Consider the following 15,618-nt stretch of genomic DNA (forward strand, 5'->3'; position numbering starts at 1 on the left):
GTCCTTTTCTGTCAAATAGCGCGCTCGATTATTCAAGGCATGGGCGTAGCAATGAAACGGTTCAAGGGGCAAGCCGGGCAACTGGCAATGGTACTGGGTGTGATGACGATCAACGTGTGCGAGGCGGCCATTGACTTGCCCCCTGGACAGAAGATGACGATTGGGGACGGCGACCCTATTTATGAGTTCAATCTTGTCGGATCCCACCTGATTGTGGAAACAGGCGGCGAAACCGGACGTATCGTAGCCAACTCAAACGCACAGCTCGACATGGACGGTGGCACGGTCACCTCAACGGGCATGCCCGCCATCGCGCTGTACAACAGCAGCGCCGTCATCAATAACAGCACAATCATTGCTTCGGCCGATCCTGCCCGTCCCAACGTCAGTAGCTTTGGCATTCGCCTTTCCGGGTTTGAGCAGGCGTCCAGCGCGGTGATCAGCAACAGCTTCGTTTCCGGAACGGGGCGCGGCATCAACGTTACCGATAGCGCCTCCCTGGTACTGAACAATACCCAAGTAGAAGGTCACGTCGGAGATCCTGGTAATGGGTTTGTTTCCGGCGGCGCGGGTGTGGTGGTGGCCGGTGCCAGCGCCTCATTCAATCAGGGGAGCACGGTAACAGGCGATAATAATGGCGTGGTCATTTGGGGTGACGCCACCGGATCCGTTGAAAAGCCTGCGTCACTGGTGGTTGATCAGTCTGCCGTAGTAGGGCGCAGTGGCAGTGCCATTGTAATAAGCAAATCGGCGGCCGCGGATCAAGATGTCAGCATTAAAATTCAAAACGGCTCGACGCTAAGCGGCGGCAACGGTATCGCTTTGGAAGTCAATAACGGCGCAAGGGGCTATGTTGACGTCAACAACAGCCAATTGATCGGTGACGTGCTGGTTGAAAGCGGCTCCACTGCTGACCTCGACCTGCAAAACAATGCGTCCATCACTGGCACCATGACCAACGTCACTGCCCTGAAAATCGACGGCTCGTCGCTGTGGACCATGGAGCAAAACTCGACGGTCGGTGCGCTGAATCTTGATGGCGGTACGGTCAACCTGCGCGGCACCGATGGTAATGCCAGCTTCCATCAGTTGGACGTTAATGAACTGTCCGGCAATGGCACCTTCGTGTTCGGCACCAATATCGGCGCGAATATCGGCGACACACTCAATGTGAGCGGCACAGCGACCGGCAGCCATAGCCTGATCGTGGAAAACACCGGTGCCGAACCCCTTGCAGGCGGCCCTGATCTGGCGTTGGTGCACACCAACAGTGGCGATGCCACGTTTTCGGTCAACTCCAAAGATGGGCTGGTGGATGCCGGCGCATTCGCTTACCAATTGCAGCAACGTCCGGGCTCAGCAGACAGCAATGACTGGGTCCTGTCGCAAACCGGCGAGCTGTCCAACAGCACTGAAGCCACGATTGGCATGTTCAGTGCGGCACCGACCATCTGGTACGGCGAGACAACAACCCTGCGCTCGCGCATGGGTGAGTTGCGCAACGACAAAGATCAGGGTGGCGGCTGGATGCGCACCTACGGCAACAAATACAACATGTCGGCAGGCGGCGGGGTTGATTACTCACAAGTTCAGCAGGGCATTTCCTTCGGTGCCGACATGCCGATTTCCAACAGCAATGGTCAGTGGTTGCTGGGGGTGATGGGCGGTTACAGCAAGTCTGATCTGGATCTGCGTGAAGGCAGCCATGGCACCGTTCACAGTACGTACATCGGCGCCTATAGCACTTGGCTGTCGGACAACGGCTTTTACGTTGACGCACTGATCAAGGCTAACCACTTTAAGAATCAAACCGATGTAGTGATGCGCGACGGTGTTAAAACCAAGGGCAAATACAACAACTACGGCGTGGGTGGCTCGATCGAAGCGGGCAAACACATCAAGCTGGCGGATGAATGGTTCGTCGAGCCTTTTGCACAAGTTTCAACCTTGTTTGTAAGTGGCCAAAGCTACGATCTCGACAACGGGCTTGAAGCGAGCAGCAATAAAGCCGATTCGATCCTGGGCAAAGTCGGCACCCACGTGGGCCGCACGTTTGCACTGGATGATGGCGGTTTCGTTCAGCCCTTCGTCAAAGTGGCTGTGGCGCAAGAGTTCGCCAAGAACAACCAGGTGAAGATCAACGACAATCGTTTCACCAATGACTTGTCGGGCACCCGTGGTGAGTTCGGTGTCGGTGTCGCCGCGCAGTTAACCGATGTGTTGCAAGTACACGCCGGTTTCGACTACATGAAAGGCAGCAACATCGAGCAGCCGTGGGGCGTGAATGTCGGGTTGCGTTACAACTGGTAAGTAAACGCTGGCAGCGCGGTTTGTTTGTTGTACCGCGCCGCACCCTTCCCGAATGAATTCGGTCCCACAGGTCTTTGGCAATGCACGAATTTGTAGGTGCCGAAGGCTGCGATCAGATTTCAGTGCCTACTATCCGGCGTCTGCCGACCTCTCTGTGGGAGTTGGCTCGCCAACGAAAGCGTCATTGCAAGCGCCCCAGGTTTCAGGTCGACATCAGCGGCCCGATTACCGGCCTCGCAGCCTTCGGCAGCGCTTACAACAGCTTGGTGTCCGCTGCGACCATGCGTTGACGAACCACCTCAGGGCATGAAGAAGTCCGGTCCCACAGTTATAGGTGTAATCCCTGTAGAACCGGAATTTAGTCGGGAAGCTTTTTTGCCAATCTCAGACCAGACTTTCGTCAATCACCAACACGACCTTGCCTGACACCTGATTAGTTGCCAGTTCCGCGAAGGCCGCTTCGGCGTCCTTCACCGCAAACGAGCGGGCTAATTGTGGTTTGAGGCGGCCTTCGGTAAACAGCGGCCAGACATGCTGACCCAGATCACTGAGCAGGTCGGCCTTGAACTGGTCATCGCGGCTGCGCAATGTCGAACCCAATAGATGGATGCGCTTGCCCAGCACCAGTGCCAAGTCCAACTGCGCTTCACGCCCGCCCATTAGCCCGATCAATACCAACCGACCATCGACCTTGAGGATTTTGAGGTTCAGTGCCGCGTAATTCGCGCCCACTGGGTCAAGAATCACGTCGAACGGCCCCAAGTCTTTCAAACTCTCCAGATTGTCGCTGCGCACTACCCCGCCTTGTGCGCCCAACGCTTCGCAATACGCTAACCGCTCGGCGGAACCGACGCTGACCCACACGGGGTTGCCAAACGCTTTGCACAGCTGAATGCCGGCTGAACCAACACCACTTGCGCCGGCGTGCAATAAGACCTTTTCACCGGGCTTCAATGCGGCCAGTTGAAAAAGGTTCAACCACGCCGTGGCGTACACCTCGGGAATGCCAGCGGCCTCCGGCAATGTCATTCCGTCGGGAACCGGCAACACGTGCCGGCCATCGACGACCACTTCTTCGGCCATGCCGCCGCCCGACAACAGCGCACACACCCGGTCGCCGACCTGCCAGGCCGAGCCCGCACCGACTTCACTGATAACCCCGGAACACTCCATCCCCAGCACCTGACTGGCCCCCGGCGGTGGCGGGTAGAGTCCGGCGCGCTGCAATAAGTCAGCCCGATTGAGGCCAGCGGCGGCGATACGAATACGGACTTGTCCCACGTCACACGTCAAGTCAGGCTGTTCGAGCCATTCCACATGTCCTTCAACGCCTTGCAATGCTTTCACGGTGCCTCCATAGTGACTCTGGACTGAGCCGGTGCTATAGACGCACGGGCTTTTTGCATTATGCGACCGGATCCGACGGAACCGGCGATCTCAAAGACGGCCTAATATGCGTTATCAATTGCCCCCGCGTCGAATCAGCATGAAGCATTACCTCCCTAGCACCGCACTCGCCTTCTTCATTGGCCTCAGTGTCTTGCCCATGTCCGCCAGTGTTTTTGCAGCCAACAGCTGGGATAACCTTCAGCCTGACCGCGAAGAGGTCATTGCGAGCTTGAACATCGTAGAGCTGCTCAAAAGGCACCACTACAGCAAGCCGCCTTTGGACGACAAACGTTCGGTCATCATTTACGACAGCTACCTGAAACTGCTCGACCCGTCGCGCAGCTACTTTTTGGCCAGTGATATCGCTGAGTTCGACAAGTGGAAGGTGCAGTTCGACGATTTCCTCAAAAGCGGCGACCTGAACGCCGGTTTTACCATCTATAAGCGCTACCTGGATCGCGTCAAAGCGCGTCTGGATTTTGCGTTGGCGGAACTGAACAAGGGCGTCGACAAGTTCGACTTTACCACCAAGGAAACCTTGCTGATCGATCGCAAGGACAGTCCGTGGGCCAAGTCTGACGCTGAGCTGGATGATCTGTGGCGCAAACGGGTCGAGGATGAAGTGCTGCGATTGAAGATCGCCGGCAAAGAACCCAAGGCCATTCAAGAACTGCTGACCAAGCGCTACAAGAATCAATTGGCGCGACTGGAGCAAACCCGCAGCGAAGATGTGTTCCAGGCTTACATCAACAACTTCGCCATGTCCTACGATCCGCACACCAACTACCTGTCTCCGGACAGCGCGGAAAACTTCGACATCAATATGAGCTTGTCGCTGGAAGGCATCGGCGCCGTGTTGCAAAGCGACAACGACAACGTGAAGATCGTGCGTTTGGTTCCGGCTGGCCCTGCCGCCAAAACCAAACAGGTTGCGCCTTCAGACAAGATTATCGGCGTCGCCCAAGGCGACAAAGAGATGGTCGACGTGATCGGCTGGCGTCTGGACGAAGTGGTCAAACTGATTCGCGGCGCCAAAGGTTCAGTGGTGCGCCTGGAAATAATTCCAGCCACCAACGCACCGAACGACAACACCAGCAAAATCGTTGCGATCACCCGCGAAGCCGTGAAACTTGAAGAGCAGGCGGCGAAAAAGTCGATCCTCAACCTCAAGCAAGACGGTCACGACTACAAACTCGGCGTCATCGAAATTCCGGCGTTCTATCTGGACTTCAAGGCCTACCGTGCTGGGGATCCGCAATACAAGAGCACCACCCGTGACGTGAAGAAACTGCTGACTGAACTGATGGCAGACAAAGTCGATGGCGTCGTGATCGACTTACGTAACAACGGCGGCGGCTCGTTGCAGGAAGCCACTGAGCTGACCAGCCTGTTCATTGACAAAGGCCCTACCGTGCTGGTGCGTAACGCCGACGGCAAGGTCGATGTCCTTGAAGATGAAGACACCGGTGCCTTCTACAAAGGCCCCATGGCTTTGTTGGTCAACCGCTTGTCGGCATCGGCTTCGGAGATTTTCGCCGGCGCCCTGCAGGACTATCACCGCGCGTTGATCATTGGTGGCCAGACTTTCGGTAAAGGCACCGTGCAGACCATTCAGCCGCTGAACCATGGCGAACTGAAACTAACGCTGGCCAAGTTCTACCGGGTCTCCGGACAGAGCACCCAGCACCAAGGTGTACTGCCGGACATCGCCTACCCGTCGATCATTGATACCAAGGAAATCGGCGAAAGCGCGCTTCCAGAATCGATGGCCTACGACACTATCCCGCCTCGGATCAAGCCTGTGGCAGACCCGTTCAAACCGTTCCTTGAGCAACTGAAGGCACGGCACGATGCGCGGTCGTCAAAAGACCCTGAGTTTGTCTTCATCGAAGACCGTCTGGCTCTCGCTCAGAAGTTGATGCTCGAAAAAACTGTCAGCCTGAACGAAGCCGAACGTCGCGCTCAACACACCGACATTGAAGGCAAACAACTGGCGCTGGAAAACGTCCGTCGCAAGGCTAAAGGTCAGGACCCGCTTAAAGAGCTGAAGAAAGAAGACGAAGACGCACTGCCCGCAGAAGACGACAAGACCAAACCCGAGGACGACGCTTACCTGTCGGAGACCGGGCGGATCCTGATCGACTACCTGAATTTGAGCGCGGCGGTGGCAAAGAAGTAAGCACGCAGGGTGCATGACTGAGATGGAACGATGGCCAATTAGTTTTTGTTAATGGCATTTGGTCATCAAACAGTCATGAATCTGTCGTGAAATAGGGGGGCTGAACACCTGCGTGTTTAGCCCCTTTTTCTTGCCCAGAGATCGCCATGACTGCCACTGAACAGCTGAGTGCATTGAGCTTAATTTTGGCTCAACGCGATCTACACAGCTTGTTCCAACCGATAGTGTCGCTATCGGATCGCCGAATTCTAGGCTACGAAGCCTTGACCCGAGGCCCTTCAAACAGCTCGCTGCACTCCCCCGTCAATCTGTTCGCCATTGCCCGCCAGGCAGGTCGACTGAGTGAACTGGAGATGGCTGCAAGGGAATCTGCTTGCCGACGTTTCAGCGCCCAGAAACTCGATGGAAAGCTGTTCCTCAACGTCTCACCCGAGTCCCTGCTGGAACCTACTCACCCGCCCGGCCGGACGCTGGAGCTGCTGCAAACCTACGGCATCGCCCCCAGTCAGGTAGTCATCGAGCTGACCGAGCAAACACCCACCGAAGATTTCGATCTGTTGTACAAGGCGCTGCATCACTACCGCGACATGGGGTTTTCCATTGCGCTGGATGATCTCGGTGCGGGCTATTCAAGCCTGCGCCTGTGGTCAGAATTGCGCCCGGACTACGTCAAGATTGATCGGCATTTCATCGACGGCATTCATCAAGATGCGGTCAAGCGCGAGTTCGTCGGCTCCATGCTGCAAATGGCCAAAGCGTCTCGGGCACTGGTAATTGCCGAAGGCATTGAGTTGCAGGAAGAGCTGGCCGTGTTAATCGACATGGGCGTGGATTTGGTTCAGGGCTATTTGCTTTGCCGTCCGCAAGAACACCCACCGCGTGACGCCCATGCATTGCTGCCCACACTCAACCCGGCGGCGCCTGCGCTAAACGAAGATGCCCCTGACCTGCGCGCATTGCTGATTGAGCAACCAGCGGTCCATCAGTCCACTCCGACAGCCAGCGTGCTTGAGTGCTTCCGCAAGCAAGCGAACCTGAACTCGCTGGCGGTGCTTGACGAATCGTCGAAGCCCTGCGGCATCGTCCACCGGCATTCGCTGTCAGACGCGCTGCTCAAGCCCTTCGCCACTGACCTGTTCGCGCGCAAACCGATCAGCCGCTTGATGAGTAGCGATTTTCTCGCGGTGGAGTTGAACCAGTCGCTGCAGCAGGTAAGCCGCCTGTTGACCAGCCGTGCCCGGCAGCGCATCGAAGAAGATTTCATCATCACCTTGAACGGCAACTATCTGGGGCTGGGCCGGGTGATCGACGTGTTGAAACTGATCACTGAACTGAAAATCCAGCAAGCACGTTACGCCAACCCATTGACCTTACTGCCCGGCAACGTGCCTATCCAACAATGCCTTACGCGCCTGCTGCAACAAGGCCGAGAGTCGATGATTTGCTACGTGGATATCGACAGCTTCAAACCGTTCAACGACATCTACGGCTATGGCCGGGGCGACGAAGTGCTGCTGTGCCTGGCGCAATGCCTGAACGACCGCATCGACCCGAGTCGAGACTTTGTCGGGCACATCGGCGGCGATGACTTTTTGATGGTGCTCGGTTCCGAAGACTGGCGTAAACGCCTGAACCTGCTGCTGGAGGACTTTCAGAACCAGTGCCGACGCTTCTATCGGGCCGAGCATCTGGAGTCTGGTTGCTTCACCGGATTGAATCGTCAGGGCCAGCGCCAGGAATTCTCGCTGCTGTCGCTGTCCATCGGCGTCGTTCACCTACGCCCCGAAGCCTGCGCTCATCTGGATGCCAGTCAACTGGCCGAACTGGCATCGCAAGCCAAGCACTTCGCCAAGGGTGTCGCCGGGGCCAGCGTGCATGTGATTGACAGCCTGGACTCGGTGCAGGCTTAAGGTTGCAGCGTGCCAAGGGCCGTAGCGTTCCCGAATGAATTCAGGGCCCCGGTTTCCTCTTAAAACCCATGCGGCTTGCCCATGCCCTCAAACTGCTTGGCGCGCTCTGGGTCGGCGTACAAGCCCGGTCCACCCTTTTTGTATAACTGCGACAACTTGATCGGTGCCAATGGGTGGCCAGCTTCTACGGCCATTTCCCACCAGCGCGCCGTTTGCGCTGCATCCGGTGGGTTGTCAGTGTCTCCCTCCAAACTGACCACACCCAGTTGATAGGCCGCTTTGCTGTCGCCGCCGTGTGCCGCCAGGCGCAACAAACGCAGACCTTCGTTCCGTGCGGCCAGACCTTGGCCACGAAACAGCAGGATATGCCCATAGAAGCTCTGAGCACCGACATCGCCCAAGTTGGCCATGCGCGAGTACTGGCCTTCAAGCCACTGCCAGCCTTTTGGCTGCTGGACAAACCAGTACCAATGAAACAATCGTCGGGCCAGAAAGTAGGTCACTTTTGCCCGCACATGCCATAAAAACCGCATTACGCTCACTCCGGGTAGCTGTATTCAAAAACCCGCACCACTTCAGAAGCATGCCACGACGCGGCGGCAATACCGTCCGATGGGCCGGAAAATCGCCCAAGCCGTTCGACACACTCGAAAAACCCGGTGCGCGGCAAGCGGCTGGCGCCCTGGCTGATTACCAATGAGCTGCGCAACGGTTGCTCCGCACGAGCATCCAATGCAGCCAGATGCTCAAGCGCGGCGGTGAGTGTTTGCATGGCGGGGCTGGGTAATTGGAGGCGTTCGAGCAATGCTCGATAGGTCAATAGATGGCGCTGTCGACGGGCCTGGTCCAACTCCGTCAATAGCCCTTCCCAGTGTTGACGACTGATGCGAACCGTCATGATTCACCTCGCCAACCAGGAACACCTAGCTCCCAGGCCAGGCTGCGCCGAATAGCAGCATCCGGAACGCGCTCGCCGCTTTCGATCAACGCCAGGTATGACGGGCTTATTCCCACCGTGCGCGCCAATTGCGCAACTTCCAGACCCTTGGCATCGCGCAGGGCGCCCAGCTGATCCAAGCCTGGAAGGTCACCGGATGCGACGGCGGCAGACGAAGTCGGAGCGCGTTGCGCAGGCTGATCATCGACGCCTGCGGCTTTCAATAAAGCCTGGTACTGAGCCCATGGCAAAACTGCGTACTCTGGCTCTCCATCGCGTCTGATTATCTGAAGATCCATACAACCCCCTGAAGGACTACAACACTGTGCGTGTGGGCTTTTCCGTGTGTTGGCATCTTAACAGTGGACAGAGTCCGGGTGCGTACTCTGAATGCGCAGCGCTTTTAATGATTTAGCCCAATGCCGACTCATGACCTTTCACATCAGTCTTTGCGATGCTCAAGCTCAAGCAACGCTGGCGTCGCAGGCAACCGCTCGACCACCGCCAGTTTCTCTACGGATTGCATGGCTCGCCACGCGCGAAAGGCGTCTAGCTCGGCTTCCAGGGTCTTCATGACCCATCCCAGCACAACGATGTCGTCCAGCATGCCAATGACCGGAATCCAGTCGGGAATGAGATCGATGGGGCTCAGGAAATACATCAACCCCGCCACCACCGAAACCATGGCCTTTGGACTGATCGCGCGGTATTCCCCACGCCAATAAGCCAGGCATAACGCTTGTAGCAACCGCAGATCGTCTTTGAGCTTGCCCAGGCGATTCCCTTCTGCGGCCCCCTTGCGTGCCACTGCGAACAGCAACGCCGGCAATCGGCCAGCGGTGATCACGCGCTGAGCCATGGGGATAAACCGAAGCAGATTCCAAGGTATTTTCATCACGACTCCCGTTGAATGATCGCTACCAGTTGTAGGATAGCGGCCGTGGCGGTTGCGCTACACAGAGCAACGTTAACGTCGCATAAATGTTATCCACACAAGTTGTGGATAACCTTGTGAACAGAGCCATTTTTCTGGCCTGAGACCCCCGTATTACAGGGCTTACGCTCAAATCGGGCGTTTTTTACTCACATTAAAAATCGCATAAATTCGTTGACTTGGGACCTGACAGAAGTTACCCCCACTGCTTCATGGGAAGCCGAGTTGATCGTCCTACAATCGCGCCGCAATCAACACGTCTTTCAACGTTATTACGACTGCGTTAAAGGCGATCTGTTCGCCGCCGAACGCCAGATACGACAACGCCCCGTCGGGACGGGGCGTTGCGGTCAAACCAGTGAGGCTCTATTACTTGGCGGCTGGCACGTCAGGCGCGTCTGCAGCAGCGGCAGGGTCCTTGATGGCGAGCAGCTCAAGATCGAAAACCAATACCGAGTTAGCGGGGATAGTCGGGCTTGGGCTCTGAGCGCCATAGGCCAGGTCGCTAGGGATGTACAGTTTGACCTTTTCGCCAACGTGCATCAGTTGCAGACCTTCAACCCAACCTGGGATCACGCCGCTTACCGGCAGATCAATCGGGCTGCCGCGTTCAACGGAGCTGTCGAACACTTTGCCGTCAGTCAGCTTGCCAGTGTAGTGAACAGTCACTACGTCAGTAGGCTTAGGCTGAGGGCCATCGCCTTTCTGGATAACTTCGTATTGCAGGCCGGAAGCAGTAGTCGTCACTTCCTTACGCTTGCCATTTTCTTCAAGGAACTTTTTGCCAGCAGCTGCCGACTCTTCGCTCATCTTGGCCATACGCTCTTCAGCACGTTTTTGCAGAGCAGCAAAGGCTTCGACCAGTTCGTCGTCCTTGAGCTTCTGTTCTTTCTTGCCGACGGCGTCTTCAATGCCTTGGGCTACGGCTTTGGAATCCAGGTCATCCATGCCTTCTTGAGCCAGGCTTTTGCCCATGTTCAAGCCGATGCCATAGGAAGCTTTCTGTGCCGGAGTTTTCAGCTCTACGTTGGTATGCGAGTCACAACCCGCCAGTACCAGACCAACCAGGGCTACTGCCGCCGCCAACCGATGCTGTTTCATACTGATTCCTTGTTCATGCGCCAATAGGGCAAACGAGTAAAGCCGCGAGCTTATCAGGCTGCCGCGATCAATGGCTACCGGCATGAGAGGCGATAAAGACAGATAAGTTCAGGTATCCAAACGTTTTATTACCTTGCATCCACCTCGTACAGCATTGATTCAGCTATACAAAAGTAAGCCATTTGCCATCTGAGGCTGGTTTGACAACCGACCTCCTCGCCCTGTGGGCGTATCACCTATCTTCGCCAGCCCCCTGTTCAACCAGACCATAGCGTGATTACGTGGCCCCCGTATCGAGCGAAATGGCTACTTGCCACCAGCCCGCCAGCTCAGGCATAAGGTGGGTATTACGAGACAAGGAGGTTCCACGTTGCGTTTTTTTTCCCGTTTGTTTCTGGTGATTGCGGCCTTGATTCTGCTGGCGTTGGCGGTCGTTCTTTATTATGTCGCCAATCCTAGATTGCCGCTTTATGTGCCCGCCGAGCAGGTGCATTACCTTGGGCAATGGAGCGACGAGGACCGTCAGACCTTTTATTACACGCCCCAGGGTACTCAGGTAAAAAACCTGCGTTACAACTGGTTCAACGCACTGGAACTGCCTTTCTCTGACAAGCGCTTCGCCACCCCTGAGTACTTGGCGCGCTTCGGTTTCCTGGTGGACCCGAAACAGCACGCAACAACCACCAATCCGGGCAACCTGCCGGTCGGCTTTGCCCAGCATCAAAATCCTGGCAGCAGCGAGCAATACCTGGACATCACCTGCTCCGCTTGCCACACCGGCGAGTTGCGTTTCAAAGGCCAGGCCCTGCGCATCGACGGCGGATCGGCTCAGCATGTGTTGCCTTCCAGCGTACCCACTTTACGCGGTGGCAGCTTCGGCCAAGCGTTGGTCGCCAGCCTGTTCGCCACCTATTACAACCCTTGGAAATTCGAGCGCTTCGCCCGCAACGTGCTCGGTCAGAACTATGACGCACAACACGAGCGCCTGCGCACCGAGTTCAAGCAGTCATTGGACATCTTTTTACACGCCGCCTGGAACGACACCCACCGTGGGCTTTATCCCACCGAAGAGGGGCCGGGCCGGGCCGACGCTTTCGGGCGCATCGCCAACGCCGCTTTTGGCGATGCCATTTCCGAGAAGAACTACCGCGTCGCCAACGCGCCCGTGGACTACCCCCAGCTCTGGGATATTTGGACCTTCGATTGGGTGCAGTGGACCGGCTCAGCACGGCAGCCCATGGCACGTAACATCGGCGAAGCCCTGGGCGTGGGCGCAACCCTGAGTTTGTTCGATGCCCAAGGTCATGCCCTGACCGGTGACGCCCGTTACCCCTCAAGCGCACGGGTTCAGGACCTCCATCGAATAGAGGAAACCCTGCAACGGCTCAAACCACCGACATGGCCTGAAGAGCTACTGGGCGCTGTCGATCGTCCACGCGCCGCGCAGGGAAAGGTTCTGTTTAAAGAACATTGTGCCGGGTGCCACGTACCCTCAGTGACGCAAACCTATGGCCGTCCGATACAAGAGCTGAAAATGCTGCTTGTCGCAGCTATCGGCACCGACCCGAACACCGCTAACAACATTGCCGATCAGCGTTATGACTTGAGCGCCCTGAAATGGGACCCGCAAGAATTGGCGGCACTGAACGTCGAGCTGCTGCCTAAGCCTGAAGCACCGGTGGACCCAAGCCACATCTCGATGGCCAAAGGGCTGGCGTATATCACCGCGTTTGTCGAAGGCCGGGCCTACCGCGACTTGAAGGTTTCGCCGGCTGAAAGCCAGCGTCTGAACGGCTTCGGTTTGCCGATCAGCGTTCGTGAAGTGCGTGCTTACCGGGCACGACCGCTGGATGGCGTTTGGGCCACCCCACCGTTCTTGCACAACGGCTCGGTTCCGACTATTTACCAATTGCTGTCGCCGCAGGACGAACGCGCCACGACCTTCTACACCGGCAGTTTTGAATACGATCCCAGCCACCTGGGCTACCGCACCGAGGCCTTCCCAGGCGGATTTTTATTCGACACAAAAATCTCTGGCAACCACAACAGCGGTCATGAATTTCGCGCTGGCCCGCGCGGCGGCGGCGTGATTGGCAGGCAGTTGCAACCGCAAGAACGCTGGGCGCTGCTGGAGTACCTCAAGGTACTGGGCGGCCCACTCGACTCACTACTGCCATAAGCGCGTCAACGCGCTAGATACAAGGATCGACACATGCTCACCACACTCTGGGTCCGCCTCGGCGCGTTTCTGGGCAAGACCTTTCTCGTGTTGCTGACACTCGGCCTGGTCGGGTGGCTGCTGGCAAGCACTTGGTTCACGTGGCATTACCGAGGGCCGGTATCGGCGCAGGAGCAAGTTCCACCGGGGGAGTCGGCGATGTCTCAAGACATCATCCAGACCGCTATCCGGATCGTCGATCAACACCGCGAAAGCACGCGCTATCTGCGTGACGCCCATGCCAAAGCCCACGGCTGTGTGAAAGCTGAGGTTCAGGTCTTAAGCGACCTCTCTCCTGCCCTGCGCCAAGGTGTATTCGCTGAGCCCGGTAAAACCTGGCAAGCGTCGATGCGTCTGTCCAACGGCAACGCGTTCCCGCAGTTCGACAGCATCAAGGATGCGCGGGGCATGGCGATCAAATTGATGGATGTGCCCGGAACGCAGTTAGTAGCGAGCCAACAAGGACGCGACGAGCAGGATTTCGTGATGTTCAGCCATCCGAACTTCTTCGTCAGTGATGTCGCTGAATACCGTCAGAACATTGCGGCTCAAGCCAACGGTCAAACCGGCCTGGCGTTCTTCCCCAGCTGGGACCCGAGCAGTTGGCAGATCCGTCATCTGTTCATTGCGCTGGGTACGCTGGCACCGGCGCCAGATAGCCCGACCCAGGTCACCTACTACTCGGTATCGCCTTACAAATTCGGCGCCGCCAATGCCAAGTTCCGGGTCGCGCCAGACGCCCAAAACTGTCCCGACTACCGCTTGCCGCCTCAGAACGAAACGCTGCCGAACTTCCTGCGCAGCGCACTGAATCAGCAATTGTCGACCGATCGAGTTCCCGCCTGTTTCGTCCTGCAAATCCAGCGCCAAGACCCGAGCAAGTTCATGCCCATCGAAGACACCAGCATTGAATGGAAAGAAAGTGATGCGCCGTTCGAAACAGTCGCCAGAGTTAAAATTCCGGCGCAGGACTTCGACACCCCGGAGTTGAATCTGGCCTGTGACAACCAGTCATTCAGTCCGTGGTTCGGTATCGCTGAACACCGCCCGATTGGCGGCATCAACCGTCTGCGCAAAGCCGTTTACGACGCGGTGAGCGAGTACCGCCATGCGCGTAATGCCGAGCAATAGCCTTCGACGTCGCGCTGTCGCGCAGCAAACATCAGACCACCGTAGAAGCGGACTTGCTCGGGACCGGCTGCGAAGCAGTCGTGAATTAGGCAACTTAGTTCTTCAGTCGAGCGCGACCCAGGGCCCATCGCGAGCACGTCCGCTCCGGCACGCTGAATATCGACATTCAAAAATTAAATTTCAGACAAAAAAAAGCGACCCTAAGGTCGCTCTTTTTTGCTTCAAGGAGTTCAAGGGCCTTGAAGCGGAATATGGCGCAGCGGACGGGACTCGAACCCGCGACCCCCGGCGTGACAGGCCGGTATTCTAACCGACTGAACTACCGCTGCGCGTAACACTAAGAAGGAATTGGTGGGTGATGACGGGATCGAACCGCCGACCCGCTGCTTGTAAGGCAGCTGCTCTCCCAGCTGAGCTAATCACCCTTCACTCTCGGTGTGGCGCGCATTCTATATAGCGACCCTACCTCTGGCAAGCACTTTCTAAAATACTTTTATAATCCCGCCAAAGGCTTAGCTCAGGGTTGGCCGCAGGGGCTGAGGAGGGAATAATGCCCCCCTTTGCACATAAGGAGAGCTTTACCCCATGTGGTTCAAAAACCTGCTTGTCTATCGCCTGACCCAAGATCTGCCTTTTGATGCTGAGGCGCTGGAAACCGCATTGGCGACCAAACCCGCGCGCCCATGTGCCAGCCAGGAGTTGACCACTTACGGTTTCGTGGCGCCCTTCGGCAAAGGCGAGGACGCACCCCTTGTCCACGTCAGCGGCGATTTCCTGCTGATCGCTGCGCGCAAAGAAGATCGTATTTTGCCCAGCAGCGTTGTGAATGACGCAGTAAGAGAGAAGATCGAAGAGATCGAAGCCGAACAAATGCGCAAGGTCTATAAGAAGGAGCGCGATCAACTCAAGGATGAAATCATCCAGGCCTTCTTGCCTCGCGCCTTTATTCGTCGCGGGTCGACCTTTGCCGCCATCGCACCGAAGCAGGGTCTGATCCTGGTCAACGCTTCCAGTCCGAAACGCGCTGAAGACCTGCTGTCTACGCTGCGTGAAGTGATCGGCTCACTGCCGGTCCGCCCTCTGACCGTGAAAGTCTCGCCAAGCGCGACCATGACCGAATGGGTCAAAACCCAGAAAGCCGCTGACCACTTCTTCGTGCTCGACGAATGCGAATTGCGCGATACCCACGAAGACGGCGGCATCGTGCGCTGCAAGCGTCAGGACCTGACCAGCGAAGAAATTCAGCTGCACTTGACCACCGGCAAGGTCGTTACCCAATTGTCGCTGGCTTGGCAGGACAAGCTGTCGTTCGTACTGGACGACAAGATGGTGGTCAAGCGCCTGAAGTTCGAAGACCTGCTGCAAGACCAGGCAGAACAGGACGGCGGCGAAGAAGCCCTCGGCCAACTGGACGCGAGCTTCACCTTGATGATGCTGACCTTCGGTGAGTTCCTGCCGGAACTGTTCGACGCGTTGGGCGGCGAAGAGTTGCCTCAGGGCATTTAAGCT

Annotated in this window: 13 protein-coding genes and 2 tRNA genes; 7 read left to right on the plus strand and 8 right to left on the minus strand. The window is 56.9% G+C overall.

From position 1 onward, the window contains the following. Window positions 1-51: 51 nt before the first annotated feature. Together RHM65_RS23905 and RHM65_RS23910 are read left to right on the plus strand one after the other, a co-directional pair. The gene (locus RHM65_RS23905; RefSeq protein WP_322168219.1) at window positions 52-2,310 is read left to right on the plus strand and encodes an autotransporter outer membrane beta-barrel domain-containing protein; all 2,259 of its coding nucleotides are present in this window, start codon (window positions 52-54) and stop codon (window positions 2,308-2,310) included. An 80-nt stretch (window positions 2,311-2,390) separates the two neighbouring features. Then, entirely contained in the window at window positions 2,391-2,600 is a 210-nt protein-coding gene (locus RHM65_RS23910) for a hypothetical protein (RefSeq protein WP_322168218.1), read from the plus strand. A gap of 94 nt (window positions 2,601-2,694) precedes the next feature. On the opposite strand, the gene RHM65_RS23915 is transcribed toward RHM65_RS23910, so the two are convergent. Further along, a complete protein-coding gene (locus RHM65_RS23915; RefSeq protein ID WP_322168217.1) occupies window positions 2,695-3,657 on the minus strand; it encodes an NAD(P)H-quinone oxidoreductase in 963 nt (320 codons plus the stop codon). 139 nt (window positions 3,658-3,796) lie between these two features. On the opposite strand from RHM65_RS23915, the gene RHM65_RS23920 reads away from it, so the two are divergent. Then, complete coding sequence (locus RHM65_RS23920; protein ID WP_322168216.1) at window positions 3,797-5,878, plus strand: carboxy terminal-processing peptidase; 2,082 nt, start codon at window positions 3,797-3,799, stop codon at window positions 5,876-5,878. A gap of 146 nt (window positions 5,879-6,024) precedes the next feature. Next, complete coding sequence (locus RHM65_RS23925) at window positions 6,025-7,788, plus strand: bifunctional diguanylate cyclase/phosphodiesterase (RefSeq protein WP_322168215.1); 1,764 nt, start codon at window positions 6,025-6,027, stop codon at window positions 7,786-7,788. A 59-nt stretch (window positions 7,789-7,847) separates the two neighbouring features. Here RHM65_RS23925 and RHM65_RS23930 read toward each other — a convergent pair whose 3' ends face one another. The 5 genes from RHM65_RS23930 to RHM65_RS23950 all read right to left on the minus strand — a co-directional run bounded on the left by RHM65_RS23930 (window position 7,848) and on the right by RHM65_RS23950 (window position 10,760). Beyond that, window positions 7,848-8,321, minus strand: a complete 474-nt coding sequence (locus RHM65_RS23930; protein ID WP_322168214.1) for a sel1 repeat family protein — start codon at window positions 8,319-8,321, stop codon at window positions 7,848-7,850. Window positions 8,322-8,326: 5 nt separating this feature from the next. Further along, window positions 8,327-8,686 (minus strand): hypothetical protein, encoded by a 360-nt coding sequence (locus RHM65_RS23935; RefSeq protein WP_322168213.1) that lies wholly within the window; start codon window positions 8,684-8,686, stop codon window positions 8,327-8,329. Next, window positions 8,683-9,024: a helix-turn-helix transcriptional regulator gene (locus RHM65_RS23940; RefSeq protein WP_322168212.1), complete on the minus strand. Its 342-nt coding sequence runs from the start codon at window positions 9,022-9,024 to the stop codon at window positions 8,683-8,685. The genes RHM65_RS23935 and RHM65_RS23940 overlap by 4 nt, the downstream gene beginning before the upstream one ends. 143 nt (window positions 9,025-9,167) lie before the next feature. Then, window positions 9,168-9,620, minus strand: coding sequence for a YkvA family protein (locus RHM65_RS23945; protein ID WP_322168211.1), 453 nt, complete (start codon window positions 9,618-9,620; stop codon window positions 9,168-9,170). A gap of 408 nt (window positions 9,621-10,028) precedes the next feature. Further along, window positions 10,029-10,760: an FKBP-type peptidyl-prolyl cis-trans isomerase gene (locus tag RHM65_RS23950; RefSeq protein ID WP_322168210.1), complete on the minus strand. Its 732-nt coding sequence runs from the start codon at window positions 10,758-10,760 to the stop codon at window positions 10,029-10,031. A 370-nt stretch (window positions 10,761-11,130) separates the two neighbouring features. Between RHM65_RS23950 and RHM65_RS23955 the strand changes: the two genes are divergently transcribed. Together RHM65_RS23955 and RHM65_RS23960 are read left to right on the plus strand one after the other, a co-directional pair. Next, on the plus strand, window positions 11,131-12,939 hold the full coding sequence (locus RHM65_RS23955; RefSeq protein WP_322168209.1) for a di-heme-cytochrome C peroxidase: 1,809 nt from the start codon (window positions 11,131-11,133) through the stop codon (window positions 12,937-12,939). Between the two features lie 33 nt (window positions 12,940-12,972). Beyond that, window positions 12,973-14,109 carry a catalase family protein gene (locus RHM65_RS23960; RefSeq protein ID WP_322168208.1) on the plus strand — a complete coding sequence of 379 codons (1,137 nt, stop codon included), beginning with the start codon at window positions 12,973-12,975 and terminating at the stop codon, window positions 14,107-14,109. A 252-nt stretch (window positions 14,110-14,361) separates the two neighbouring features. Here RHM65_RS23960 and RHM65_RS23965 read toward each other — a convergent pair. Beyond that, window positions 14,362-14,438 (minus strand) — tRNA-Asp (locus tag RHM65_RS23965). Between the two features lie 20 nt (window positions 14,439-14,458). Further along, window positions 14,459-14,534: transfer RNA gene (locus tag RHM65_RS23970), tRNA-Val, on the minus strand. A gap of 160 nt (window positions 14,535-14,694) precedes the next feature. Here RHM65_RS23970 and rdgC point away from each other — a divergent pair. Then, a complete protein-coding gene (gene rdgC, locus RHM65_RS23975) occupies window positions 14,695-15,615 on the plus strand; it encodes a recombination-associated protein RdgC (RefSeq protein ID WP_322168207.1) in 921 nt (306 codons plus the stop codon). The last annotated feature ends 3 nt before the right edge of the window (window positions 15,616-15,618 follow it).

It is taken from the genome of Pseudomonas sp. CCI4.2 (genome assembly GCF_034350045.1).
In the GTDB taxonomy this organism is placed as follows: domain Bacteria; phylum Pseudomonadota; class Gammaproteobacteria; order Pseudomonadales; family Pseudomonadaceae; genus Aquipseudomonas.